The sequence below is a fragment of the Amycolatopsis heterodermiae genome, assembly GCF_034929455.1.
Taxonomy (GTDB): Bacteria; Actinomycetota; Actinomycetes; order Mycobacteriales; family Pseudonocardiaceae; genus Amycolatopsis; species Amycolatopsis heterodermiae.
Genome location: NZ_JAYFSI010000007.1, coordinates 506,623 through 530,139 on the forward strand (window position 1 = coordinate 506,623; position 23,517 = coordinate 530,139).

General features: G+C 72.6%; 28 protein-coding genes. 8 read left to right on the forward strand and 20 right to left on the reverse strand.

Going from position 1 to position 23,517, the window contains the following annotated elements; genetic code table 11:
* Positions 1-27 precede the first annotated feature (27 nt).
* The gene (locus tag VA596_RS30245) at positions 28-651 is read right to left on the reverse strand and encodes a TetR/AcrR family transcriptional regulator (protein ID WP_323331581.1); all 624 of its coding nucleotides are present in this window, start codon (positions 649-651) and stop codon (positions 28-30) included.
* Between the two features lie 88 nt (positions 652-739).
* On the opposite strand from VA596_RS30245, the gene VA596_RS30250 reads away from it, so the two are divergent.
* From VA596_RS30250 to VA596_RS30260, 3 genes are read left to right on the forward strand one after another with little or no spacing between them, the layout of a single operon-like run.
* The gene (locus tag VA596_RS30250) at positions 740-1,480 is read left to right on the forward strand and encodes an SDR family NAD(P)-dependent oxidoreductase (RefSeq protein ID WP_323331582.1); all 741 of its coding nucleotides are present in this window, start codon (positions 740-742) and stop codon (positions 1,478-1,480) included.
* Between the two features lie 24 nt (positions 1,481-1,504).
* Complete coding sequence (locus VA596_RS30255) at positions 1,505-2,377, forward strand: alpha/beta fold hydrolase (protein ID WP_323331583.1); 873 nt, start codon at positions 1,505-1,507, stop codon at positions 2,375-2,377.
* Entirely contained in the window at positions 2,374-3,264 is an 891-nt protein-coding gene (locus tag VA596_RS30260; protein WP_323331584.1) for an NAD-dependent epimerase/dehydratase family protein, read from the forward strand. The genes VA596_RS30255 and VA596_RS30260 overlap by 4 nt, the downstream gene beginning before the upstream one ends.
* Here the strand turns inward: VA596_RS30260 and VA596_RS30265 are convergent.
* The 13 genes from VA596_RS30265 to VA596_RS30325 form a co-directional block, all read right to left on the reverse strand.
* Positions 3,261-4,016 (reverse strand): MBL fold metallo-hydrolase, encoded by a 756-nt coding sequence (locus VA596_RS30265; protein WP_323331585.1) that lies wholly within the window; start codon positions 4,014-4,016, stop codon positions 3,261-3,263. The genes VA596_RS30260 and VA596_RS30265 overlap by 4 nt on opposite strands.
* A gap of 12 nt (positions 4,017-4,028) precedes the next feature.
* Entirely contained in the window at positions 4,029-5,270 is a 1,242-nt protein-coding gene (locus VA596_RS30270) for an RNA polymerase sigma factor (RefSeq protein ID WP_323331586.1), read from the reverse strand.
* On the reverse strand, positions 5,267-5,590 hold the full coding sequence (locus VA596_RS30275) for a YciI family protein (protein WP_323331587.1): 324 nt from the start codon (positions 5,588-5,590) through the stop codon (positions 5,267-5,269). The genes VA596_RS30270 and VA596_RS30275 overlap by 4 nt, the downstream gene beginning before the upstream one ends.
* 32 nt (positions 5,591-5,622) lie before the next feature.
* The gene (locus VA596_RS30280; RefSeq protein ID WP_323331588.1) at positions 5,623-6,234 is read right to left on the reverse strand and encodes a dihydrofolate reductase family protein; all 612 of its coding nucleotides are present in this window, start codon (positions 6,232-6,234) and stop codon (positions 5,623-5,625) included.
* Between the two features lie 112 nt (positions 6,235-6,346).
* Positions 6,347-6,757: a VOC family protein gene (locus tag VA596_RS30285; RefSeq protein ID WP_323331589.1), complete on the reverse strand. Its 411-nt coding sequence runs from the start codon at positions 6,755-6,757 to the stop codon at positions 6,347-6,349.
* Between the two features lie 25 nt (positions 6,758-6,782).
* A complete protein-coding gene (locus VA596_RS30290; protein WP_323331590.1) occupies positions 6,783-7,769 on the reverse strand; it encodes a MerR family transcriptional regulator in 987 nt (328 codons plus the stop codon).
* 47 nt (positions 7,770-7,816) lie between these two features.
* Positions 7,817-8,248 carry a S26 family signal peptidase gene (locus VA596_RS30295; RefSeq protein ID WP_323331591.1) on the reverse strand — a complete coding sequence of 144 codons (432 nt, stop codon included), beginning with the start codon at positions 8,246-8,248 and terminating at the stop codon, positions 7,817-7,819.
* Positions 8,245-10,065, reverse strand: coding sequence for an ABC transporter ATP-binding protein (locus VA596_RS30300; protein ID WP_323331592.1), 1,821 nt, complete (start codon positions 10,063-10,065; stop codon positions 8,245-8,247). The genes VA596_RS30295 and VA596_RS30300 overlap by 4 nt, the downstream gene beginning before the upstream one ends.
* Complete coding sequence (locus VA596_RS30305) at positions 10,062-10,559, reverse strand: TlpA disulfide reductase family protein (protein WP_323331593.1); 498 nt, start codon at positions 10,557-10,559, stop codon at positions 10,062-10,064. The genes VA596_RS30300 and VA596_RS30305 overlap by 4 nt, the downstream gene beginning before the upstream one ends.
* Entirely contained in the window at positions 10,559-11,065 is a 507-nt protein-coding gene (locus tag VA596_RS30310) for a MauE/DoxX family redox-associated membrane protein (RefSeq protein ID WP_323331594.1), read from the reverse strand. The genes VA596_RS30305 and VA596_RS30310 overlap by 1 nt, the downstream gene beginning before the upstream one ends.
* A gap of 66 nt (positions 11,066-11,131) precedes the next feature.
* Positions 11,132-11,299, reverse strand: coding sequence for a hypothetical protein (locus tag VA596_RS30315; RefSeq protein WP_323331595.1), 168 nt, complete (start codon positions 11,297-11,299; stop codon positions 11,132-11,134).
* Positions 11,300-11,830: 531 nt separating this feature from the next.
* On the reverse strand, positions 11,831-14,254 hold the full coding sequence (locus VA596_RS30320; protein ID WP_323331596.1) for a tetratricopeptide repeat protein: 2,424 nt from the start codon (positions 14,252-14,254) through the stop codon (positions 11,831-11,833).
* A gap of 41 nt (positions 14,255-14,295) precedes the next feature.
* Positions 14,296-14,667: a winged helix-turn-helix transcriptional regulator gene (locus VA596_RS30325; protein WP_323331597.1), complete on the reverse strand. Its 372-nt coding sequence runs from the start codon at positions 14,665-14,667 to the stop codon at positions 14,296-14,298.
* An 87-nt stretch (positions 14,668-14,754) separates the two neighbouring features.
* Between VA596_RS30325 and VA596_RS30330 the strand changes: the two genes are divergently transcribed.
* The 3 genes from VA596_RS30330 to VA596_RS30340 are packed head-to-tail and all read left to right on the forward strand — an operon-like array spanning position 14,755 to position 16,381.
* On the forward strand, positions 14,755-15,498 hold the full coding sequence (locus VA596_RS30330) for an SDR family oxidoreductase (protein ID WP_323331598.1): 744 nt from the start codon (positions 14,755-14,757) through the stop codon (positions 15,496-15,498).
* Positions 15,495-15,920 carry a GlcG/HbpS family heme-binding protein gene (locus tag VA596_RS30335; protein WP_323331599.1) on the forward strand — a complete coding sequence of 142 codons (426 nt, stop codon included), beginning with the start codon at positions 15,495-15,497 and terminating at the stop codon, positions 15,918-15,920. The genes VA596_RS30330 and VA596_RS30335 overlap by 4 nt, the downstream gene beginning before the upstream one ends.
* Entirely contained in the window at positions 15,917-16,381 is a 465-nt protein-coding gene (locus VA596_RS30340) for a mycothiol transferase (RefSeq protein ID WP_323331600.1), read from the forward strand. The genes VA596_RS30335 and VA596_RS30340 overlap by 4 nt, the downstream gene beginning before the upstream one ends.
* 8 nt (positions 16,382-16,389) lie before the next feature.
* Here the strand turns inward: VA596_RS30340 and VA596_RS30345 are convergent, their stop codons facing one another.
* Positions 16,390-16,569 (reverse strand): hypothetical protein, encoded by a 180-nt coding sequence (locus tag VA596_RS30345; protein WP_323331601.1) that lies wholly within the window; start codon positions 16,567-16,569, stop codon positions 16,390-16,392.
* 162 nt (positions 16,570-16,731) lie between these two features.
* Between VA596_RS30345 and VA596_RS30350 the strand changes: the two genes are divergently transcribed.
* Positions 16,732-17,499, forward strand: coding sequence for a glycoside hydrolase family 75 protein (locus VA596_RS30350; RefSeq protein ID WP_323331602.1), 768 nt, complete (start codon positions 16,732-16,734; stop codon positions 17,497-17,499).
* Between the two features lie 61 nt (positions 17,500-17,560).
* Here VA596_RS30350 and VA596_RS30355 read toward each other — a convergent pair whose 3' ends face one another.
* Complete coding sequence (locus tag VA596_RS30355) at positions 17,561-18,769, reverse strand: L,D-transpeptidase (RefSeq protein WP_323331647.1); 1,209 nt, start codon at positions 18,767-18,769, stop codon at positions 17,561-17,563.
* A 274-nt stretch (positions 18,770-19,043) separates the two neighbouring features.
* On the opposite strand from VA596_RS30355, the gene VA596_RS30360 reads away from it, so the two are divergent.
* Positions 19,044-20,156: a hypothetical protein gene (locus VA596_RS30360; RefSeq protein WP_458364021.1), complete on the forward strand. Its 1,113-nt coding sequence runs from the start codon at positions 19,044-19,046 to the stop codon at positions 20,154-20,156.
* A gap of 58 nt (positions 20,157-20,214) precedes the next feature.
* On the opposite strand, the gene VA596_RS30365 is transcribed toward VA596_RS30360, so the two are convergent.
* The 4 genes from VA596_RS30365 to VA596_RS30380 all read right to left on the reverse strand — a co-directional run bounded on the left by VA596_RS30365 (position 20,215) and on the right by VA596_RS30380 (position 23,476).
* Positions 20,215-21,513, reverse strand: coding sequence for a DUF3592 domain-containing protein (locus tag VA596_RS30365; protein ID WP_323331604.1), 1,299 nt, complete (start codon positions 21,511-21,513; stop codon positions 20,215-20,217).
* Between the two features lie 303 nt (positions 21,514-21,816).
* A complete protein-coding gene (locus VA596_RS30370) occupies positions 21,817-22,056 on the reverse strand; it encodes a hypothetical protein (RefSeq protein ID WP_323331605.1) in 240 nt (79 codons plus the stop codon).
* Positions 22,057-22,193: 137 nt separating this feature from the next.
* The gene (locus tag VA596_RS30375) at positions 22,194-22,637 is read right to left on the reverse strand and encodes a VOC family protein (RefSeq protein ID WP_323331606.1); all 444 of its coding nucleotides are present in this window, start codon (positions 22,635-22,637) and stop codon (positions 22,194-22,196) included.
* A complete protein-coding gene (locus VA596_RS30380) occupies positions 22,634-23,476 on the reverse strand; it encodes an alpha/beta fold hydrolase (protein WP_323331607.1) in 843 nt (280 codons plus the stop codon). The genes VA596_RS30375 and VA596_RS30380 overlap by 4 nt, the downstream gene beginning before the upstream one ends.
* Positions 23,477-23,517 lie beyond the last annotated feature (41 nt).

Consider the following 23,517-nt stretch of genomic DNA (forward strand, 5'->3'; position numbering starts at 1 on the left):
CTGCCGGCGTGCCGTCCCGTGCGGAATTCAGGCGACCGAGCCGGGCGCGGCGAACGACCGGATATAAGCCAACGCCGCGTTCAACGACGCTTCCAGCGGCTGGACGTGGCGCATGGTCTGCGACAGCAGTACCCCGCCCTGCAAGGCCGACAGCAGCGCGAACGCCAGCTCGTCCAGTTCGGCGTCCTCGCGTAGCTCGCCGCGGTCGCGCATCGCCCGCAGACCGTTGAGGATCAGGTCCTTCCAGCGCAGGAACCCGTTGGCGAGGTCCGTGCGGGAGTCCTCGTCGCTGGCGCTCAGCTCGCCCGCCAGGGAACCGAGGCTGCAGTCGCCGCGGCCGTCGTTCTCCAGCTGGCGCTCGATCGCGGCGTCCGCCCAGGCGCGCAGCGCCTCGAAGCTGTCCAGCGCCTCGATGCGGGGCCCGAGCGCCGAATCGGCCTGCCGGGTGATCACCGCCCGGATCAGCGCCTGCTTGCTGTCGAAGTAGTGGTATAGCTGCGAACCGCTCACCTCGGCGGCCGACCGGACGTCCTCGATGCCCGTGCCGGCCACGCCGTGCCGGGCGATGAGCGCGGTCGCGGCGTCGATGATCCGGTTCCTGGTGGCCAGCCCCTTCGGGGTCAGGCGACGCGGCTTCACTGACTCGGTCACCCCCTCAGCCTACCGCAAGACTGGGTTGCGCAATCCACTTTCCGCGGCTACTTTTTGGACAGGACAACCCAGAAAGTGAGGCAGCCCCATGACCACGACCCAGCGCACCGCCCTGGTGACCGGCGCGACCGCGGGCATCGGCCGCGCCGTCGCCCGGCACCTGGCGGCGAGCGGCGTCGCTCTCGTCGTCCACGGCCGCGATCCCGAACGCGGCGCCCAGCTCGTGAAGGAGATCACCGAGGAGGGCGGCACGGCGCGGTTCGTGACGGCGGACCTGACGGACCCCGCCGAGGTCCTGGCCCTGGCCGAAGAGGCGGGTGCGGTGGACATCCTGGTGAACAACGCCGGGATCTACGCCTTCACCGGCACCGCCGAGACGACCGCCGAAAGCTTCGACCGGCAGTTCGCCGTCAACACCCGCGCCCCGTTCCTGCTCGTCGGCGCGCTGGCGCCCGGGATGGCCGAACGCGGGCACGGCACCATCGTCAACATCACCTCGACGGCCGCGACGTCCCCCGCGCCGATCGGTTCCGCCTACGGCGCCTCGAAAGCCGCCGTCGAACTGCTGACCCGCTCCTGGGCCACCGAATTCGGCGCGCGCGGCGTCCGCGTCAACGGCGTCTCCCCCGGGCCCGTCCGCACCGCGGGCACCACCGCGATGCTCGGCGACAACGTCGAGGTGCTCGGCCGGGCCACCCTCCGCGACCGGATCGGGGAGCCCGACGAGATCGCCCGCGTCGTCCGGTTCCTCGTCGACGCCGACAGCAGCTACATCAACGGCACCGTGATCCTCGCCAACGGCGGGGAACCCAGCGCGCTGCCCGCCTGAAACCCCACCACGACAAGGAGAACCATGTCCGTACCCAGCACCTGGCTGCCGGCCGGCTTCGAGATCCGCACCGCGGACACCAACGGCGTCCGCCTCTCCGCCGCGGTCGGCGGCCGCGGACCGCTGTTGGTCCTGCTGCACGGCTGGCCCCAGACGGGCCGCGCGTGGGCCCAGGTCATGCCCGCCCTCGCCGAGCACCACACCGTGCTCGTGCCCGACCTGCGCGGCACCGGCGCCAGCGAGCGTCCGGACGGCGGTTACACGAAGGCCAACCAGGCCGACGACATGCGCGGCCTCGTCGCCGCGCTCGGGCTGAGCGGCCCCGCCGTGGTCGTCGGGCACGACATCGGCAGCATGATCGCCTTCGCCTGGGCGCTGCACCGGCCCGAAGACGTCGCCGCGGTCGTGCTGCTCGACGCCTTCCTCCCGGGCGTCGACCTGGAGGCGTCGATGAACGTCGTCACCGGCGGCTCGTGGCACTTCGGCCTCTTCATGGCCCCGCAGATCCCGGAGATGCTGTTCGACGGCCACGAACTCGAGTTCTTCACCACGACGTTCACCGCCCTGCGCACCACTTCGAAGTTCACCGAGGAGGAACTCGCCTACTACGCCGACGCTTACAGCGGGCGCGACCACCTCCGCGGCGGCTTCGGGCACTACCGCACCCTGCTCGAGGACGGCCGGGAGAACCGCGCGGCGCTGGCCGAAGGCCAGGTGACCGTGCCGGTGCTCTCCATCGGCGGGCGGGACTCCGTCGGCGAGCAGACCACCGAGGCACTGCGCCCCCACGTCCGGAACCTCACCGGGCTCGTCGCCCCCACCGGCCACTTCGTCGCCGAGGAAGCCCCGGAGTGGTTCGTGCGCACGCTGCGCGGCTACCTGGACGGGACCTCGTGAGGGTCCTGGTCATCGGCGCCACCGGGTTCGTCGGCGGCGCCGTCGCCCGCCACCTCGGCGCGGAAGGCCACCTCGTCACCGGCCTGGCCCGCTCCGACGACGCGGCCAGAATCCTTACAGCGCAAGGAATCCGCGTCCTGCGGGGCGACCTGGACACCGCGGTGGCCGCCACGGCCCAGGCCGACGCCGTGGTCTTCGCCGCGCAGCCGGCCCCCGACGTGGAACAGGCGGTGGTGGCCGGACTCCTCGACGCGCTCGCGGGCACCGGCAAGACGTTCGTGTTCACCTCCGGCAGCGGTGTCCACCTCCAGCGCACCGCCGGGGCGTGGAGCGAAGACTGCTTCGCCGAAGACGACCCGTTCACCGTGGAGCCGCTGGCCGCCGGCCGGCTCGCCGCCGAGGAGGCGGTCCGCGCCGCGGCCGGGCGGGAGGTACGCGCGATGGTCGTCCGGCCGGGCCTGATCTGGGGTCCCGGCGACCACGGCCACGTCTCGATGATCTACCGGTCGGTCGCCCGCACCGGCGCCGCGTGTTACGTCGGCGAGGGTCTCAACACCTACTCCCACGTGCACATCGCCGACGTCGCCCGGCTCTTCGCGTCGGTGCTGGCCAACGGGACGGCCGGTGCGCTCTACCACGCCGTCGCCGGGGAAACGCCGAACCGGTGGATCGCCGAGGCCGTCGCGCGCGACGCCGGGTGCCCGACGCGCAGCCTCACGCCGGAGGAGGCGGCCACCGTGTGGGGCGAGTTCGGCGCGCTCGTCCTCGGCGCGTCCAGCCGCGGCCGCGCACCACGCTCCCGCACCGAACTCGGCTGGCGCCCGGAGCACACGGACATGCTCACGATGATCGGCGAACCGCGGCTCCGGGACCTGGCGGCCGCTTAAGACCCTTCCCGGGCCTGCGCCAGATTCGCCTGGTGCGGAACGGAAAGCCACTCCTGCTCCAGTCGCACGTCCACCGGTTCCACACCCCGCCGCACAGCGTCGAGGTACGCGCGATCGGCGGCCAGCCGGGCCGCCACCTCGGGTCCCACGGCGACGGCGCCGTGGCCCGGCACCACGACGTCGGCCTGCCGCAGCGCAACCTCCAACCGGTCGAGAGCCGCCTCGTAGGCGTCCACCTGACCGGGACGGCGGGCGTCGAGCAACGGGATCAGCACGTCGGAAAGCATGTCGCCGGCCAGCAGCACGCCGCGGTCCGCGAGCAGGATCGCGGCGTGGCCGACGGCGTGCGCGTCGTGCTCGAGGATCTCGCCCGGGATCGGCCCCCCGTCCGCGGGCAGCGGCGTGAGCAGGCCGATCAGCTCGAGCGGGATGCCCGGCGCGGTCTGTTCCGCCATCGCCTGCGCCCGCTCGCGGGCTTCCGCGGCGACCTGGGCGTTGGCGGCGGTGGCGTACCGCGGCACGTCACCGAACCCGGAGTGCCAGAGCAGGTGGTCCCAGTGCGGATGGGTGGAGAACCCGGCCACCACCGGCTCCCCGAGCCGGTCCACGTCGTCGGCCAGCTCGCCCAGGTCGTCCCCGCTGATGCCGGGATCGACCACGATCAACCCGGCTTCCCCGCGCACCACGACGGCGTTGCTCCAGACCCACTCGCTCTGCCGGACCCAAACGCCGTCGGCCACCTGCTTCAGCATCGGCCCACCCTGTCAGGTGACGGCGTCCGGCGCGAGCTGGTCGCGGCGGCGGGTCAGGGCGGCGGTCTCGGCGGTGTTGCCGGCCAGCTCGATGGCCCGGTCGTAGGCCGCGCGCGATTGACTGCTCCGGCCCAGCCGGCGCAGGAGATCGGCGCGGGTCGCGTGGTAGGCGTGGTAGCCGGACAGCTCGTCCTCGAGCCGGTCGACGGCGGCCAGCGCCACGTCCGGGCCGTCGAGCTCGGCGACCGCGATGGCCCGGTTGAGGGCGACGACCGGCGAGGGGTCGACGCGGACGAGCTGGTCGTAAAGGGCCACGACCTGCGACCAGTCGGTGTCGCGGATGTCGCGGGCGGAGGTGTGCACGGCGTTGATCGCGGCGAGGATCTGGTAGCGCCCGGGGGCCTCCCCGGCGGCCAGGCGCTCGCGCACCAGCCGGTGCCCTTCGGCGATCAGCGCCGGGTCCCAGGCCCCGCGGTCCTGCTCGTCGAGGGTGACCAGCTCGCCGCCTGCCGAGACGCGGGCGGGGCGGCGGGCCTCGGTGAGCAGTATCAGGGCCAGCAGCCCGGCCACCTCGCCGTCGGCCGGCAGGAGGGCGCGGAGCAGCCGGGTGAGCCGGATCGCCTCGGCGGTCAGCTCGTGCCGCACCGGGTCGGTGTCGGGGCCGGTGGCCAGGTAGCCCTCGTTGAACACGAGGAACAGGACGGCGAGCACGCCGGAGACGCGCGCCGGGAGGTCCTCGGCGGACGGCACGCGGTACGGGATGCCCGCCGCCTTGATCTTCGCCTTCGCGCGGGTGATCCGCTGCCCCATGGTGCTTTCGGCGACCAGGAACGCGCGGGCGATCTCGGGCATGGTCAGGCCACCGACCAGGCGCAGCGTCAGCGCCAGGCGGGATTCCGTCGCCAGCGCCGGGTGACAGCAGGTGAAGATCAGCCGGAGCCGGTCGTCGTCGATGACGCCGAGGGGCTCGGGCGGGTCGTCGTCGTGGACCATCCGAGCCTCCTGGTGCTTGTCGTCGCGCTTGTTCTCGCGCCGGATCCGGTCGATGGCCTTGCGGGTGGCGGTGGTGGTCAGCCAGGCGCCGGGGTTGGGGGGCACGCCGTCGGCGGGCCACCGCTCGACGGCGGTCGCGAACGCCTCGGCGGCCGCCTCCTCCGCGACGTCGAGATCACCGAAACGCCGGGCCAGCGCGGCGACCACCCGGGCCCACTCCTCGCGGTGGACGTGGGTGATCGCCTCCTCGACTTCGCTCACTGGAACGGCCGGACCTCGATCTTGCGGTCGCAGACCTTCGACGCCTCGGTGGCGAGCTCGAGCGCCACGTCCAGGTCGGGGGCCTCCCACACCCAGACCCCGGCGAGGTACTCCTTGGACTCGAGGAAGGGCCCGTCGGTGACCACGGCGTCCCCGCCGCGGTTGTCGACGACCGTGGCCGTGGTGGTGTCCGCCAGCCCGCCCGCGAAGACCCAGTGGCCGTCGGCGATCAGCCGGTCGTTGAACTCGCCGATGGCGGGCTGCCGGTCCGTGCGGCCGGGGTTGTCCTTGTCGTCGATCACGGAAACCAGGTACTGCATGCGAAAGTCCTCTCCTGTGGCCGGTGGTTGCGTCAGTTTCCCGCGTACTTCGGGCGCCCGGCCGGCCGGAACACCTGGATCGTGACGCCCTTCGAGTCCACTCGCGACTCGACCAGGTCGAGCGCGAGGTCCGGGCCGGCGTCCGGGAACAGCCGCGCGCCCTGGCCGAGGATCACCGGGACGACGATCAGGATCATCTCGTCGACCAGGCCGTGCGCCAGCAGCCACCGGGTCAGGACGCTGCTGCCGTGCACCTGCAGCTCGCCCCCGGGCTTGGCCTTGAGGTCCGCGACGGCGCCCGCGAGGTCGCCGGACAGCACGGTCGTGCCGTCCCAGCCCGGTTCGGTGAGCGTGGTCGAGGCGACGTACTTGGGGGCCGTGTTCAGCGCCACGCCGATCGGGTGGGTGCGCATCTGCTCGACCGAGCCCCAGGAACCGGCGAACAGGTCGTAGGTCCGCCGTCCGAACAGGAACGCGTCGGCGCGCTGGTAGGTCTGCGCGATGAAGGCCCGGGTGTCGTCGTCGCCCGCCCCGGGGGCCCAGCCACCGCGCTCGAACCCGTTGCGGCGGTCCTCCTCCGACGCACCGCCGTTGCCCTGGGTCACGCCGTCGAGGGTCATCTGGGTCACGGTCGTCAGCTTCATGGTCGGTTCCTTCGCCTCGGCGCCGCCCCGTGCGGGCGGCCTCACCCCTGCTACGAAGGCCCCCGGCCCGATCCGACAGGGCCGCGGAAAGTTTTTCGAAGAACTTTTCCGCTCAGCGCACTTCCTGGATGCGGACCAGGTTGCCGGCGGGATCGCGGAACGCGCTGTCGCGGACGCCGTAGGGCTGCTCGATCGGCTCCTGGACGACCTCGGCGCCCGCGGCCTGCACCTTGTCGAAGGTGACGTCGAGGTCGGGGGTGGCGAGCATGATCCAGCCGTAGGTGCCCTTCGCCATCATCTCGGCGATGGTGCGGCGCTCGTCCTCGGTGACGCCGGGGTCGGCGGCCGGGGGCGCCAGGAGGATGGACGTCCCGGGCTGCCCGGGCGGGCCGACGGCGATCCAGCGCATCGTGCCCTTCCCGACGTCGCTGCGGACCTCGAAGCCGAGGACGTCGCGGTAGAACGCCAGCGACGCGTCGGGGTCGTCGTGCGGGAGGACGGTCGTGTGAATGGTGATGTCCATGCCGGTCACGCTAGCGCGGCGAGCGTCAGGCGGGGTCCTGCCGCAGTGCGGCGGCCAGCCAGTCCTGGACCACCGCCGCGCGGCCCGGGTCCGGGACGGGCGTGCCGTTGATCGTCGCCACCAGGGCGTTGTACCTGGTCAGCAGGGTCAGCCCGGGCATCCTGCCCCGCACCTGTGCCGCCCGGTCGTGGTCGACCTCGACCATGCTGCGCCGGGCCTTGGCGGCGTCGTGCGTCCCGGTCATGGCGGCGGCGAACTCGGCCGTGTCGGCGACCATCCGCTCGGCGATGTCCCGGGCCTGCGGGGAGTCCGCGGGCACCCCGGCCCGCTGCGCCGCCTCCGCCTCCTTGAACAGCACCGCCCGGCGCTCGGCGCGGGCCAGCATCTCCGGCGTGGCCATCAGCCTGCCCTTTTCGGTGTGGAACGTGCGGTGCAGGAAGTCACGCAACGACGTGCGGAAATCCTCGTCCCGCACCATTTCGGCGAGTTCGATCCACGCCTCGAGCTGCTCGCCGGTCGGCTCCTCGGGCAGGATCGGCCGCCGCTTGCCCAGCTGCTCGACGTAGGCGGGGTGGACGTCCAGGCCGTCGGTCACGAAGGCCCAGAACCCGGTGATCAGCCGCTCGCGGTCGTCGTCGGACATCGAGACGAGCTTGTGCATCAGGCTCACCTGCTCCGTGGTGGTGTGCTGCCGGACGATGACCCGCAGCACGGCGCGGCGGGCCCGGAACTGCCGCAGCCGGTCCTCGACCAGCCGCAGGTGCGTGACGGCCAGGTCCTGCAGCGTGGTCTCCGCGGCCAGCACGCGGCGGATCTCGTCCAGGCCGGCGCCCAGGTCGCGCAGGGTCCGCACGAGCTCGAGCCGGGCGATGGCGTGCACGTCGTACTGCCGGTAGCCGCCCTCGGTCAGGGCGGTGGGCGCCACGATGCCCTCGTCCGCGTAGAACCTGATCGCGCTGACGCTCAGGCCGGCGCGGCGGGCGGCGTCGCCGATGGGGTAGAGGTCGGTCACACACGCCACTATGGGGTCTCAAGCGGCTTGAGAGTCAAGCGCTTCCGTCACGGCCGGGACGCGTGCCGCAGCACCACGCCGACCAGCCGCTCCCGCGGCACGAAGCCGTAGTGCCGCGAGTCCCAGCTGGTCGGCCGGTTGTCGCCCAGGACGACGGCGCAGCCGGGCGGCACCACCGCGCCGGCGAGGCCGTGGACGTCCGGATCGCCCCAGTCCGCCGGGACGCGGTCGCCCGCCACCGCCACGACGCGCTTGAGCAGCAGCTGCTCCCCCGTCGGCGCGCCGCTCGGCAACCGCGGGTAGCGCAGCAGCGCCACCTGGCCGCGCCGGGGGCGGCGGGTCCGGCGCACCAGGACCCGGTCGCCGGACGCCAGTTCCGGGGCCATGGACTCACCGTCCACTGTGGTCAGGATCAGCCCGCGTCGGGCGGCGACGGCGCTGCCCGCCGCCAGCAGCCCGAGGAGCACCAGCACTTTCACGGCACGGCCTGGTAACCGTCGGCCTGCAGGCGGAACAGGCGGGCGTAACCGCGGCCGTCGGCGAGCAGGCTGTCGTGCGTGCCCAGCTCGCTGACCCGGCCGTCTTCGAGCACGGCGATGCGGTCGGCGTCGCGCACCGCGCTCAGCCGGTGCGAGATGAGCAGGCTCGTGCGGCCGTGCCGGTGCTCGCGGATGCGCGCGTGCACCTCGTGTTCGGCTTCGGGGTCGAGACCGGAGCTCGGCTCGTCGAGGATCATCAGGTCGCGTCCCTCCCGGACGAGCGAGCGGGCCAGCGCCAGGCGCTGCCACTGGCCGCCGGAGAGCACCACGCCGGTCGAGGTGTCCTCGCCGATCTCGAAGATCCGGGTCAGCGGCGTGTCGTAACCCCGTGGCAGCGCGGCGATCCGGTCGTGCGCGCCCGCCCGCGTCGCGGCGTCCACCAGCCGGGCGCGGTCGTCCATCGCGGCCAGCTCGCCGAGCCCGATGTTCTCGGCCGCGGTCATGTCGTAGTTCATGTGGTCCTGGAACACGGCGCTGATCCGCTCGCGCAGCGACGCGGGCGGGATGTCGCGCAGGTCCACGCCGTCCCAGAGGATCCGCCCGCGCGTCGGGTCGTACATGCGGCACAGCAGCTTCACGAGCGTGCTCTTGCCCGCGCCGTTGAGGCCGACGAGGGCGACCGCCGCGCCGTGCGGGATCGTGAGGTCCACCCCGCGCAGCACCCACGGGTGGTCGTCGCTGTAGCGGAACCACACGTCGCGCAGCTCGAGCCCCTGCCGCAACGCGGGTGCGGCGTCACCGGAACCGCTCGGCAGATCGGGTTCCGCGCGGACCACGGCGACGTAGTGCGCGAACGACAGCAGCCGGGCCTGGCCGTTGGCGATCGACGACGCCAGCGTGCCCAGCGCGGCCTGCACCCCGGCGACGGCGGCCACGAACATCGAGACGTCACCGGCGCTCAGCGACCCGTCGCGCGCCGACGTGATCGCCCACCACAGCCCGGCGCCGGCGACCGCCGCGCTCAGCGCCGTCAGGCCGCCCATGGTCCGCAGCTCGCGTTCGTCCATCCGGCGCTGGGCGTCGTTGGCGCTGCGGCGCTCGTCCATCAGCCGGGCGCGCAGGAACGCCCCGATGCCGAACAGCCGGATCTCGGTCGCGGCGGGAATGCCGGTGAGCAGCTGGCTGTAGAAGAACTCGCGCCGGGCGAACCGCTCCACGCGCCATTCCACCGCGGCGCGGCGCCGGGCCAGCAGGAGCTCGGCGAGCAGCGCGGGGATCGCGGCGGCCAGCACGACGCCCGTCATCGCCGGGCTCAGCACGAACAGCGAACCGAGGAAGCCGACCAGGGAAAGGGTTCCGCTGAGTGTGCCGCCGACGCCGTCGACGATCTCCGGCATCCGGCCGCAGCTCTCCTGGGCTAGCCGCAACCGGTCCTGGTAAGCGGGGTTTTCGAAAGTGCGCAACCCCACCTGGCGGCCCAGCGCGGCGAACAGCCCGTCGGTGGCCACGGTGCTCGCCGCGCGGCCGATCTGCGCCCGGACGAAGTGGGCCACCACGGGCAGCGCGGCGACGGCGAGCCCGGCGAACGCCAGCGCCACGGCGAGGCCGCCGACCGCACCGGTGCGCGAGACGAGCCGGTCGAGGACGAGCTTCGTCAGCCAGGCGGTGGCGATCGGCGCGGTGGCCGCGGCCGCCGTCATCACCAGCAGCCCGGTCAGCCGCGCCGGGCCGGACCGCCACAGGAGCCCGGCGGCGGCCGCGCCCGCCGCCCGCACCTGGCCCGCGCCGATCCGCCGGTCCGCCTCGCGCACCGTCACCGCCCGGCGGGCACGGTCAGCTCGTGCACCCGGCCCGCGGTCGCGACCACCCGCCCGCCGGCCACGACGTACAGCGCGGGCGTCCAGGTGTTGCGGAACGCGGCGGCGACCGGGCCGCCGTCGAGCTCCGCCGGCACCACCCGCGCGACCTCGGCGAGCGCGCGCACGGTGCCGGGGTCGTCCCCGCCGACGACGGCCAGGACGCGGTCGCGGCCCTGTTCGCGGGCGTAGGCGAGGAAGTCCGGGAGGGTGTCGTGGCAGGCCGGGCAGTCGGCGGAGAAGAACGCGACCGTGCCGTCCAGCGTCGCGTCCGTGACGGGCTCGCCTTCGGTCGTGGTGGCGGCGAACTCGCCGACGGCCGAACCGGGCCGCAGCGTGAAGAGGGACGTCGCCGAGGCCTGGGCCCGCATCCGGCGCAGGATCCCGACGGTCAGGAGCAGGTTCAGCAGGCACACCAGGCCGAGCAGCACCAGCGCGGCGACGACGTAGAGCATCAGGAACTCCTTGCGAACACGACGGCGATGTCGTCCATCGCGATGACGAGGACGGCCACCGCCCCGCCCGCCGCGACCGCGACGGCGGCCCCGGCGACGGTGGGCAGGGACCCCGGCGCGAGTGCACCGAGGACGGCGAAGCAGAGCAGCAGGGCGTTGCGGGCCAGGTGCCGCGGGCCGACCGGGGTGTCGGCCGCGCCGAAGCACCGGCACGCCGCCGGCCGCCCGCGACGCAGCGCCGTGCCGATGGCGGCGGCGAAAGCCAGCAGCAGCACCGAAGCGAGGACAAAGCCCGCGGTGGCGGTGGCCGGCACGACCACGAGCACCGCGGCGCCCGCTTCGGCGCCCACGACGGCCACCGACACCGGCCGGACCGCGTACGCGGGCATCGGCACCAGCGCGGGCACCGACCGCGCGAACCCGCGGAAGTCCCGGAGCTTCGACACCGACGAGACGGCGAACACCACGGCGATCAGCGCCGCACCGGCCGTACGGAGGTACTCCATGTCACTCCTTCCCTCGCCGGGCGGCGCCCGCTCGCCGCGGGCCCCGCCCGGCGCGTCCGGGACCGGTCAGCAGGTGCTGCGAACCTTGGACCATTCGCAGCCGGTCTGCGGGCAGCAGAACCGGTACCAGTACCCGGGGTGGCCCGCGCTGTTGCAGAAGTAGCCGCCCGCACAGGCGGAGGCCTGGGCGTTGGGCACGATCCGGTCGAGCACGCGGTCAACGAGTCGCCGCATGGTGTCTCCCTTCGACGGTGGATGTCCGGCGCGGAGCGGCTTTCGCCGTCCCGCACCGGCCGCGAGCATCGCCGCCCCGGCCCCCCAAGGGCAGCAATCCCGGACGAACCCGGACGCCACCGTGTCGACCCTTCAATCACACGTGATCAGAGGGTCGACACGCGACGATCGAGGGCCGCCGTGGTCACCACCGACGCCCGGCCACCCCGATCAGCCCACACCCGGTACCCCGGCGGACGACACGCGTACCTCGACGGACGACACGCGTACCCAGGTGGACGACACAACGACCCGGCCGAGGTTCCCGCGTGTCGTCCGGCCAGGTACGCGTGTCGTCCGGCCAGGCACGCGAGTCGTCCAACCAAGTACGCGAGTCGTCCAGGCCGGTACGCGAGTCGTCCGGCCAGGTACGCGTGTCGTCCGGCCGGGTACGTGTGTCGTCCGGCCGGGTACGGGTGTCGTCTGGCGAGGGCGGGCTTGTGTGTGGGACTGGGCGAGGCGAGGGCGTGGTGGTCGGTTGGCGTCGCGGGGTCAGCCGCCGGCTGTGACCGAGTGGCCGGCGGCCGCGGTGATTTCCTCCGGGTCCGGGAGGCCCAGCTCGCGGTGGTGCTCGCGGGCCGTCAGCCAGTGGTGCCTTGCCCGCGCCGGGTCGCCCATTGCCGTCAGGGCTCGGGCCAGGCCTAGGTGCGCGCGGGCCGCCTGGTGCAGGATGCCGAGGTCCGCCGCCAGCGCGACGGCGGACTCGTGCGCGGTGCGGGCGTGACCGGTGCGGCCGAGTTCCAGGGAGACGTCCGCGAGGCACAGCAGCGCTTCCAGGTGCAGGTCGCGGTCGGCCGCCTGCTCGGCGATGGCCGTCGCGCGGTGGAAGAAGCCGCACGCCTCCTCATGGCGGCCGGTGCGCAGGTGCGTGTCGCCGATGTTGAGCAGCGTGCGGCCCATGTCGCTCAGGTCGCCGGTCTGCTGGTCGATGGCCAGCGCCTTCGTGTGGCTCTCCAGCGCCTCCGCGTAGCGGCCCAGCCGGCCGTAGACGTAACCGAGGTTGGTGAGCGCGGTGCGTTCGCCCGCCCGGGCGCCGATCTCGCGGGCCAGGCTCAGCGCTCCCCGCAGGAAACCCGCCGACCGCGCGAAGTCCGCGTTCCACGAGGCGATCGCGCCCAGCGTGCCGAGCGCCCGGCACTCGCCGGAACGGTCTTCGGCGCCGCGGAAGCAGTCCAGGGCCTGTTCGGCGAACCGCGTCGCGACGTCGTAGCGGCCGACCTGGCTGTGGGTGGCGCCCAGGCTCACCAGCGCGTGCCCGCGGGCGACGGGGTCCGCCGACTCCATCGCGCTCGTGTGCAGCGCCAGCGCCTCCCGGATGTAACCGCCGGTCTGCAGGTACCGGAACAGGATCCGCGACAGCAGTCCCGCATGCCCCGACGCCACCCCGTGGAGCCCGGCGCTGACCAGGTTGGCCCGTTCGGCCTCCAGCCACGCCGCCGCCGACGCGCGGTCGGTCAACGGCGGGATCGGCAGTCCCGGGTCGGGCACCTGCGGCCGGTGGTCCCGCACGCGCGGCGCGTAGTGGTCCATCGCGGTGGCGGACGCGAACGCGTAGTAGTCGAGCAGCCGCGCCAGCGCGGCCCGCCGGCCCGACGAGACGTCCTCGTCCTCGGCCCGTGCCATCCCGAACGCGCGGATGAGGTCGTGCAGCTCGAACCGGTCCGCTTCGCGGCGCCGCACCAGGCTCGCCGCGACGAGCCGGTCCGCGGTCCGGGTCGCCTCCTCCAGGCCGGTGCCGGTGAGCGCGGCGATGCCGTGCACGTCCAGGTCCGCGCCCGGGTGCAGCGCGAGCAGCCGCAGGGCTCGCCGCTCCGGCTCGCCGAGGTGGTCGTAGGACAGGCTGATCGACGCGTCCACGGCGTCGTCCAAGCGCAGGTGCGCGCGCCGCTGTTCGAGCCGCTCCAGGTGGTCGGCCAGCAGCCACGACCGGTGCGCGGGCGCGGTCATCCGCAACGCGGCGAGGTTCAGTGTGAGCGGCAGCCGGCCGAGCTCGGCGGTGATCCGCCGGGCCACGCCGGGCTCCTGGTCGACGCGCTCCGAGCCGACGGTCCGCCGCAGGTAGGCCAGCGCCTCGTCCGGGCTCAGCACGTCCAGCCGCAGCTGCGCCGCACCGGGCAGCTCCAGCCGGCTGGTGACGAGCACCGGCCCGCCCCGCTCGTCCGGCAGCAGCGGCCGGACCTGGTCCTCGCTGTGCGCGTTGTCGAGGACGACCAGCAGGCGCCGCCCGGCCGAGCGCTCCCGGTACACCCGCTCCTTGCCCGGCAGGTCGGCGGGCACGGCGTGCCCGGGCACCCCGAGCAGCCGCAGGAAGGAGTCGAGCACCGCGGCCGGGTCCACCGGCGGCTGCCCGGGATCGGGGTGGAACCCGCGCAGGTTCACGAAGAGCGCGTTGTCGAACCGGCCGGCGCGCAGCAGCTCGTGGCCGGCGTGCACGGCCAGCCCGGTCTTGCCGACCCCGGCCATGCCCGCGATCGCCGACGCCTGCCCGCCCGCGGCGCCGCCGAGCACCGCGCACAGCCGCGCGAGCTCCGCCCGGCGCCCGGTGAAGTGCGGGATCGCTTCGGGCAGGCCGAGCTGCGCCTGCACGAACGTCGCCGCCTCCGCGCGGCTGCGGACCACCCGCAGCATGTCCTGCCAGTGCGCGACGTAACCCGGGTCCGGGTGCAGCACCTCGACGACGGCCAGCAGCAGATCGGTGTTGGGCCGCGCGCGGCCGGTGTTGAAGCAGTCGGCGACGGTCGTGCGGGCGGTCCGCTCGGCGGGCGGGCGCCCGGCCGCCGTCCAGAGCCGGTTCACCCCGTCGGCGATCTGCGCGTACGACGGGCCGCCCGCCCACGCCTTGAGCAGCCGCAGGCCGGTGATGAGCTCGGCCAGGGTGCGCGCGTGGCCGGGATCAGGTGGTTCGGTGAACGCCATGCCGCCCTATGGTGGCCGCGATCCGCCGCCACGACCACGGATTACCGAAGGTGAGCCTGCGAATACCGGTGACGCGCCTCGGCGATGTCGCCGACGTGCTGCTCGGCCCAGTCCCGCACCGGGGACAGCGCCTCGAACAGCGAGCGTCCGAGCGGCGTCAGCGAGTAGTCCACCTTCGGCGGGGTCACCGCGAGGGTCTCGGCCCGGTCGACGATCCCGTCGTACTCCAGGGCGCGCAGCGTCTCGGTCAGCGCCTTGGCGGTCACGCCCTCGACGACCTTCTTGAGCTCGGTGAACCGCATCGGGCCCGCGTCCAGGGCGTTGAGCACGGTCGGCACCCAGCGCGCCCCGACGCGGTTGAGCACGTCCCGGCTCGGGCACCGGGCGGCGAGCAGGTCGTGAGCGGTGCCCATGCCCGGTTCCTCCTGGTTTCGTTGAAGATACCGACGTCCCGAAGATACCTTCGCCCGCATGAGGGAGCGGGACGAAGGAGGAACGCCGTGGACCTGGAGCTGAAGGGCAAGACCGCCCTCGTCGGCGGCTCGTCGTCCGGAATGGGCCTGGGCGTCGCGGAGGTCCTGGCGGCGGAAGGCGCCAACCTCGTCATGACCGCGAGACGCGAGGACGTCCTGGCCGGGCACGCCGCGAGGCTCGGCGCGCACGCGGTCCCGGCCGACCTGAGCCGGCCGGACGAACCCGCGCGCGTGGTCGCGGAAACCGTGGAACGGTTCGGCGGGCTGGACATCGTGCTGTGGAACAGCGGCGGGCCGCCTCCGGTGAGCGCGGCCGGCTTGACGGCCGAGCTGGTGGCCGAGGCCGCCGAACTGGTGCTGCTGCCGCTCGTCCGCCTGGTCCGGGCGAGCGTCGAGCACCTGCGCCGGAGCACGAGCGGGCGGATCCTGGCGATCACGACGAACGGGGTCCGGGAGCCCACCCCGCTGATGGCCGCGTCCAACGCGGTCCGGCCGGGGATCCACGGGTACCTGAAGACGCTGGCGGCCGAGCTGGGACCGGACGGGATCACCGTCAACACCCTGGCGCCGGGGCGCATCGCCACCCCGCGCCGGGACGTCGTGTACCCGGACGGCGTACCGCCGCACCTCGCCACGGAGATTCCGCTGGGGCGCTGGGGAACCGTCCGGGAGTTCGCCGACGTCGCCGCGTTCCTGGCCTCGCCGCGGGCCTCGTACGTGACGGGCACGACCACCTACGTCGACGGCGGCCTCACGAGGAGTGCGTCATGACCGGAGTGAACCTGGAAACCGCCCTCGCGCTGGTGCGGGCGGCCCGCGCGGAAGCGCCGGTGCCGATGGCGATCGCCGTGGTGGACAGCGGCGGCTCGCTCGTGGCGTTCGCCCGCGCAGACGGCACCCCGTTCCCGCTGACGGAGGTGGCGATCGGGAAGGCCTACACCGCCGCGGCGTTCGGGCGCCCGTCGGCCGAGGTCGCCGCGGTCTTCGACGGCCGGGTCCAGTTCACGACGTCGATCAGCGTGGCCACCGGCGGCCGCGTGATGCTCGGCAAGGGCGGGCTGCCGATCGTCGAGGACGGGGTGGTCACCGGCGGGATCGGCGCCAGCGGCGGCACCGGGGAGCAGGACCTCGCCGTCGTCGAGGCCGCTGTCGCCGAGGTGCTGGACGGCCCGGCGGTACGCTCGCCCGCGTGATCACCGCGGAGGGGTACCTGCACTTCGTCGACCGCGCGCTGGACGGCATGGCCGCCGTGCTCACCGGGCTCGGCGACGACCTGGCCAACCGGCGCCCGGACCTGCCGGGCGCCAACTCGCCGTACGGGATCGTCAACCACTGCCTCGGCGTGGTGTCCTTCTGGGGCGGCCAGATCGTCGGCGGCCGTGAGGTACCGCGCGACCGCGCGGCGGAGTTCACCGCCACCGGCCCGGTTTCCGATCTGCTCGAGCGGCTGGACGCCGTCCGCGCCCGGTTCGCGGCCGACGTGGCGGCGGCCGTCCCGCCGGACCCGTGCCGCCGGGAAGCCCCGCCGAAGTACCGCGACACCCCGATCGGCGCGAACCAGGGCATGGCGCTGCTGCACGTCTACGAAGAGCTCGCCCAGCACCGCGGGCACCTCGAACTGACTCGGGACGTCCTGCTGGCCCAGCGGCGGTAGCTGTCCGCCTACTCGACCGGGCCTTCGTCGGGCGGTGCGAGCCCTCGGTCGAGCGGCTCGGTCGACGTGACCTCGGGAACCACCGAGGGCGGAGCCAGACCCCGGTCCAGGGTGCGGGGCTCGGCGGATTCGTCTTCTTCGGACATACCGGTATCACCCGGGCGGCGCTCTTCTTCGTCGGAGTTCATGGCGTTCGGATACCCGAATTCCCGCGGGCTACCCGGAGAGCCACGTGCCCCGAAGAGCGGAACATTTCTCCAAAATGTTGGTAAAAATCCTACGTGACCGGGACCACAGATGGTTCCCTATGTTAGGTAACTTTCCTAACTAACGATGGAGGGTCCCCGCCCATGTCATCCCGCAAGCGCTTCGCCGTGGTAGCCGCCGCGGCTCTGACGCTCATCGCGCCACCGCTCGGCGTCAAGGCCGCCGACGCGGCCACCGCTTCCCCGGCCACGGCAGACAAGACCTACACGGCCGCTGAGGTACTGGCCGGCGTCCAGAAGAACAGCACGACCGCGAACAAGGTCAACTCCAAGCCCCACATCAACACCATGACGCGGTCCCAGAACGTGAACGTGTTCCAGGTGTCGTCGGGCGTCTACGCCTACAGCTCGTCCCTGGCCGTCGACGACGACGGCAGCGACCCCGACTCCGACCCGGACCACCAGGACGAGACGACCTTCCAGGACAGCAACGGCGACCAGCTGGCCGCGCACCACGTGCCGTTCTACGTCCTGGGTGACGACTGCTACGACCGCAAGAGCCCGTGCCCGCACTTCTTCTACAAGGAGCACGGCATCAAGGGCCGCCAGTTCGCGCTGATGTTCTACAAGAGCAAGGTGATCGGCGCGATCTTCGGCGACACGCAGACGGGGAACGACCAGACCACTTCGGACAACGACTCGCGCGAACTCGGTGAGGCGTCGGTGAAGGCGGCCTCGTCGCTCGGCATTCCCAGCAGCGGCACCACCGGCGGCGTCGACAACGGCGTGACCGTGGTGATCTTCTCCGGCTCGTCCTGGGTCGTGAACGGCGCGAACTCCGCGCTGAACGCCAACGCCCAGGCCCTGGTGCAGAAGGCTTTGGACAGCCTCGGCACCAGCATGGGCATCTGAATCCCCGCGAGGCAACGGAGTTGACCGCGGCCACCGCCGTGCGCACGGCGGTGGCCGCGGCTCAGCCGCGCAGGGCGCTGCCGGCCTGCCAGGCGCTCCAGCTGATGGCCCAGTCACCGTGGCCGTTGTTGATGGACAGCTGCGGGCCGCCCGAGTTGGTGACCTCGACGACGTCGCCGGCGTTGAAGTTGTCGAAGAACCACTTGGCGTTCTCGGTGTTCATGTTGAGGCAGCCGTTGGAGACGTTGTCGCTGCCCTGCACGCCGACCGTCTTCAGGTTCTCGTGCAGGTACTCGCCGTCGTTGGAGATCCGGACGTCCCAGTTCTCCGGCGCCTTGTAGTAGCCGGGGTCGCCCTCGCACACGCCGTAGCTGCAGGAGTCCATGATCGTGTGGTCCACCTTCGACAGCACGGTGTGCGTGCCGTTGAAGGTCGGCGTCGGGCCGCGCGGCGGGGTGTCGACGGTCTTGCCCATGCTGATCGGCGCGGTCTTCACCAGCTGCCCGTTGTGGAACGCCTTCATCTGGTGCGTCTTGCCGTCCGCCTTGGCGATCCAGGAGTCGTGCACCTTGTAGGTGGCCGAGACGTCCTGGCCGCCGTACACGCCGCCCCCGATCGGCATGCCGAAGGTCGTGGTCTCGAGCTTCACCGTCGAGCCGGCCTTCCAGTACTCCTTGGGCCGGTAGTGGACTTCGCGCTTGCCCACCCAGTACCAGCCGCCGTCCTGCGCGGGCGAGGACGTCACCTTGAAGGACTTCTCCACCGTGGCCTTGTCGGTGATGTCGTGGTCGAACTTCAGGCCGAGAACCAGGCCGACGCCGAAATCGCCCGACGACGGCTGGAAGAGCGAGGCGGTGGCGACCCCGGACGGCTTGATCGTGCGCACCTCCCCGCGCTGCTCGCTCGCCGCACCCGCCGGGTTCACCGCGGTCGCGACCGCTTGGTAGGTGGCCCCGTACCGGAGGCGGTCGTTGCTGGTCCAGGTCGTCTTGTCCGGTGACAGGGCGCCCTTGACGGCGTTGCCGGTCTGCGGGTTCGTGACCGTGACCGCCTGCAGCGTGCCGCCCGACGCCCGGACGACGATCGGGTCCTTGGGACTCAGCTGGTCGCCGCCCTCGAACGCCACCGTCGCGGCCGGCACCCCGGGCACGGTCGCCGTCCCGGTCGGCCCGGCGGCGCCGACCGCCTGGGCGGTCCCCCCGGTCTCGGTCTGTCCACTACACGCGGCCAGCAGCACGGCCACCAGGCCGAGCCCGGCGATGCGGATCACTCTCACGCCCTTCAAGACGTTCCACCCCTGCCCCAAGTTGAGTAACGATCCGGTCTCTCGGAACAGGTCGCCACGCCGCCGGCTCCTAGTACTTTCGGCCGATGCCCACACCGCGAAAACCCTCCGGAAGACGTGGGCCATTCCGGGGTTATTGTCCCGGCCCCGGTTTCGCCGTCAGCAACCGCCCTACTGTGGCGGAGCTTCGTGATCTTGAACCGGAACAGAAGAGGGGACCACCTTGCCCAACCGGACCGGATTCCTCGGCAGAACGCTCATGGCAGCGGGCACCGTGGCGGCGCTCGCGCTCGCCACGGCCGTTCCCGCGGCAGCGGCCGCACCGTCCACCGTCGAGCAGGACGTCGCGCAGCTGTACCAGGACGTCATCGACCTCTACAACGGCCTGCCCGCGAGCGCGCTGCGCGACGTCGACCGGCTCATCGAGTCGCCCATCCCGAAGATCGGCCCCCGGAGCCAGGCCGCGGCGGGCCCGATCCCGGGCTGCACCGAGGGTTCGCTGCTGACCTACGCGAACAACCTCGCGTCGCAGCTCACCCCGCTCGAAGGCCAGGCGCTCGACGCGCTTTCGGGGCTCAGCCAGCTCTACGTCCAGGGCGTCGCGACCGACAAGACCCCGCAGGTCTTCGGCACCGACGGCCAGTACACCCCGCGCGCCACCGCCACGATCGACAAGCTGCGCGCCTTCTGGGACATCGAGAGCTGGAACATCCAGCTCGTCGCCTGGAAGGGCACCGATCTCGGCAGCCAGGCGAAGATGGCGCAGACCTTCGGCCTCGGCCTCGCGCCGGCCAAGGTCAAGGACGCGGCCGCGCTCGCCACCAAGGTGCTCTACGAGGTGCCGGCGCTGCAGGGCGGCCGCAACCCGCTGATCACCCTGAACGCGTTCTCCGCCCCGGCCGGCAGCCTCGGCGGCAAGCGCGTGGCGCTCGGTGACGGCCTGCTCGACGTCGTCGACCTCCTCGGGTTCGACGACGTCTCGGTGGAGTCGGTGGTCGGCCACGAGTACGGCCACCAGGTCGACTTCGCGCACGACAACTACCCGCGCAACGAGTCGTCGGAGATGGGCCCGGACGCGTACGGCGGCTACTTCGTCGCGCACGCCAAGGGTTTCGCGTGGAACGCCCGCACCCAGCAGGAGGTCACCTACCTGGACGCCTCCATCGGTGACTGCTTCCACAGCCACGGCACCCCGGACCAGCGCAAGGCCGCCGGGGCCTGGGGCGAGAAGCAGGCGACGAGCCAGGGCAACCCGAACCGGATCGTCCCGTCCGCCACGATGATCGAGAAGTTCCAGAAGGAGTACCCGAAGCTGATGCCGCCGGCCGCGGACCAGCCGGCCACCGCGGCGGTGGCCGCGGCTCACGGCTGAGCCCGGGTTCCCGTCAGCGGGCCGTCTCCCCTGCTCCGGGGAGACGGCCCGCCGTCAGTCATTTCTCCTTCGGTGCCGCCTGCATCCAGGCGAAGGCGATCCGCGCGAGCGGGACGGGCGCGAGCGAGCCCACCAGCCCGACGAAGACGAGGGGCCACACCAGGTCCTGCGCCAGCAGCACGGCACAGACCGCGATCAGCACGGCGTACCAGGCCGCCATCCCGATCAGGAACCAGCGCAACCTGCGTTGCACCAGCGCCGCCGCCTCCGGGTCCTCCGGGACGGGTGCCGCCTCCTTCGCGCTGGACCGCAGGTTCAGCGCGTAGGCCGGGACGGCGAAGGGCGGCTCACGCCAGCGTCCGTGCGGGAAGAGGACCACCATGTCGCGGTCGGTGCCGCCGATCCAGGCCTGCCGGTCCGGCTCGTGCTTCAACGGCACCGAGCCGTGCGACGACGTGGCCGCGCGCAGCGTGATCCGGCTGCCGTCGCGGTAGGCGACGGTGATGTCCGGCATGTGCCGGCCCTTGCGGACCGGGTAGTCCGGCACCACGGTCACGGACGCGCTCCGCCAGCCCGTGGCCGAAACCGCGCGGTAGCGGCGCCGCCAGTTCACCGCGGCGATGGTCGAGAGCACGAGCCCGCTCACCCCGGCGATCACCCCGATCGCCAGCGCCCACATCCAGGTCTGGTCGTCGTTGGTCTCGTCCGGCGTGCGCACCCGATCGGGGTCGGCCTTGTCGTAGAAGACCGTGATCGGCTGCCCCTTGGTGTACTGCCGATCGGAGTCCCAGACGATGTCCGCGTACCGGAAATGGCCGTCGCCCACCGGATACGCCACGTAAATCGTGTCCGGGCCCCGGCTGTGCTTGTAGACGCCCAGCACTTCACCGGTCACGCGCGCCCCGGTCTTCAGCAGGTGGTCGGCCGACGCGCCCATCGCCACGAAACCCGCGACCACCCCGGCGAGCACGGCCAGCCACACGAACACGAAGCCCACGGAGCGCAGCGCCAACGGCCGCAATCGCGCGGTCTCGACGTCGAGGTCCACCGACCCCAGGCCGTTGCGTCCGGTCGGCGCCGGCAGCCAGTGCCCGTGCTCGGCAACGAGCGCAGCGCGCCGCCGGTCGTGCCACCGCCCGAAGGCCACGCAGCCGAACATCAGGGCCGCGGCCAGGACGAAGACCATGAGCTCGCCCGCGAACTCGCCGTCCCCGAAGACGTATCCGGGCGTGGTCAGCGCGTAGGCCGTCCCCGCCGCGTCACCGAGCGCGGCCAGGCCGAAGACGATCGCCCCGGCCAGAAAAGTGTTCTGCCACCGGCGATGCGTCGTCGCATCCCGGTCCATCCCCAGCGTCATCGCGTCAGCGTAAACCCGGAAAACCGGCCTCGACCTGCGATCATTCAGACACCGGGAGAAGGCAACCGGCCGGGCTCGCCGAGCGTGCAAGTGGGCAATGCCCGTCGGGTAACGGTTCCTGCTTCGGGGCCCGGAAGCCGCCGATCCGCCGCTCGAGCAGTGAATCGAAGCTGTCGAACCGCCACGGAAGCCACGAAATTCCGGTTCGTGCAACGGGACCGACAGCTCGAGCCGGTCCTTCGGTTGAGTCCTCGGGCGCGCGGCGCGAAGGCCGGTGGGGACGCGGGGAGAGTCAGCCGTGGGTCAGAGACCGAGCAGGCCGTCGTAGCCGTCGCAGTCGCCGTCGTGCCAGTCGCCGCCGGAGATCTGCAGGCCGAGCACGATACTGAGGTTGAGACCCAGACCGTGGTGGTGATGCTGGTGGTGGTCACTGGTGGCTGGAGTGGTCGAGGCGGAGGCCGCGCCCGGGGCGGCCAGCAGGAAGCCGAGCGCCGCGGCGGGCAGCGCGGCGGTCACCAGGATGCGACGGCGGAGTGTGCTCACGGTGGATCTCCTTCTCCTCGGACGAACACGGACCTGATCGGCACCGGACCGGGTGTCCGGCTTGATCACGGGTTGTTCGAGCCTGGAGTCCCACGGAGACAGGTGGTTCCGCGCGGACCACGCCTGTGGGTGACGGCTCACCGGTCCAGCGGCGCGGTGAGCTCGAGCTGGATGCCGTCGGGATCGGTGATCGACAGCACCGCGATGCCGAACGGCGGCAGCTCGGCGAGCTCACCGTGTTCGTGCCCCGCCGCGGCGCACCGGTCCCGGATCTCGGCCAGGTCCGCGCGGCTGCCGACCGAGAAACTGACGTGGTCGAGCCCCACGCGCAGCGGGTCGAACCGGTCGCCGGCCGCGCGGCGCGGGTCGCTGCACGGCCGCAACCCGAGCTGCAGCTGCCCATTGGTGAGCACGATCCCGCCCTGCAGGTTGTGGACCATCAGCCAGTAGTCCGGATCTTCCTGTGGCGGCAACGCGTCCACCGCCACCGAGAAGCCGAGCACGCCGGTGTAGAAGTCCCGCGCGCGAGCCACGTCCGTGACGGTCAGCCGGATGTGGTGGACCGCGCCCGCCGCGCTCACGCGGCGCCCCGGGCCAGGAACGTCAGCAGCGCGTCGTTGAACTCCTGGGCGTGGGACGCGTTGATCGCGTGCGGGCCGCCCTCGATCACGACCAGCTCGCTGTCCTTGAGGGCGTCGGCCGAGCGCTTGCCGCTGACCTCGAAGGGCACGATCGCGTCCGCATCGCCGTGGATCACCAGTACCGGCACGCCGATCTTGGCGAGGTCGGCGCGGAAGTCCGTGCGGCCGAACGCCGCGATGCAGTCGAGGGTGCCCTTCGGCGACGCGAACGCCGCGATCTCCTGCGCGTACGCCCGCTGGTCCTCGCTCACCAGCAGCTTGCCGTCGGCGCTGAAGAAGTCCGTCGTGAACTGCTTCAGAAAGGCGAGGCGGTCACCGCGGACGCCGGCTTCGAACTGGCCGATCGTGGCGTCGTCGAGACCGCCGTCCGGGTTGTCGTCGCTCCGGTACAGGTACGGCGGGACGGCCGCGGCGAGCACGGCCTTGGCGACCCGCCCGGTGCCGTGCGCGGCGATGTGGCGGACGACCTCGCCGCCGCCCATGGAGAAGCCGACGAGCGTGACCTCACGCAGGTCGAGGTGCGTGAGCAGGGTTTCGAGGTCGGCGGCGAAGGTGTCGTAGTCGTAGCCGCCCCAGGGCTGGGACGACCGGCCGAAACCGCGCCGGTCGTAGGTGATGACGCGGTAACCGGCGTCGACCAACGCCGGCACCTGCGCTTCCCAGGAGCGGCCGCTCAGCGGCCAGCCGTGGATCAGCACGACCGGTTTCCCGGCGCCGTGGTCCTCGTAGTACAGCTCGATCGATGCGGAGTTCTCGTGGCCGACGGTCACGCGGGGCATGGATCCTCCCAACAGGGTTGACTGCACTGGTGGTTCGCGGC

Coding starts and splice junctions, on each gene's coding strand:
- VA596_RS30250 (WP_323331582.1), top strand. CDS start 740: ATGACCACGACCCAGCGCACCGCCCTGGTGACCGGCGCGACCGCGGGC.
- VA596_RS30255 (WP_323331583.1), top strand. CDS start 1,505: ATGTCCGTACCCAGCACCTGGCTGCCGGCCGGCTTCGAGATCCGCACC.
- VA596_RS30265 (WP_323331585.1), bottom strand. CDS start 4,016: ATGCTGAAGCAGGTGGCCGACGGCGTTTGGGTCCGGCAGAGCGAGTGG.
- VA596_RS30275 (WP_323331587.1), bottom strand. CDS start 5,590: ATGCAGTACCTGGTTTCCGTGATCGACGACAAGGACAACCCCGGCCGC.
- VA596_RS30280 (WP_323331588.1), bottom strand. CDS start 6,234: ATGAAGCTGACGACCGTGACCCAGATGACCCTCGACGGCGTGACCCAG.
- VA596_RS30285 (WP_323331589.1), bottom strand. CDS start 6,757: ATGGACATCACCATTCACACGACCGTCCTCCCGCACGACGACCCCGAC.
- VA596_RS30305 (WP_323331593.1), bottom strand. CDS start 10,559: ATGCTCTACGTCGTCGCCGCGCTGGTGCTGCTCGGCCTGGTGTGCCTG.
- VA596_RS30310 (WP_323331594.1), bottom strand. CDS start 11,065: ATGGAGTACCTCCGTACGGCCGGTGCGGCGCTGATCGCCGTGGTGTTC.
- VA596_RS30315 (WP_323331595.1), bottom strand. CDS start 11,299: ATGCGGCGACTCGTTGACCGCGTGCTCGACCGGATCGTGCCCAACGCC.
- VA596_RS30320 (WP_323331596.1), bottom strand. CDS start 14,254: ATGGCGTTCACCGAACCACCTGATCCCGGCCACGCGCGCACCCTGGCC.
- VA596_RS30325 (WP_323331597.1), bottom strand. CDS start 14,667: ATGGGCACCGCTCACGACCTGCTCGCCGCCCGGTGCCCGAGCCGGGAC.
- VA596_RS30335 (WP_323331599.1), top strand. CDS start 15,495: ATGACCGGAGTGAACCTGGAAACCGCCCTCGCGCTGGTGCGGGCGGCC.
- VA596_RS30345 (WP_323331601.1), bottom strand. CDS start 16,569: ATGAACTCCGACGAAGAAGAGCGCCGCCCGGGTGATACCGGTATGTCC.
- VA596_RS30350 (WP_323331602.1), top strand. CDS start 16,732: ATGTCATCCCGCAAGCGCTTCGCCGTGGTAGCCGCCGCGGCTCTGACG.
- VA596_RS30360 (WP_458364021.1), top strand. CDS start 19,044: ATGGCAGCGGGCACCGTGGCGGCGCTCGCGCTCGCCACGGCCGTTCCC.
- VA596_RS30365 (WP_323331604.1), bottom strand. CDS start 21,513: ATGACGCTGGGGATGGACCGGGATGCGACGACGCATCGCCGGTGGCAG.
- VA596_RS30380 (WP_323331607.1), bottom strand. CDS start 23,476: ATGCCCCGCGTGACCGTCGGCCACGAGAACTCCGCATCGATCGAGCTG.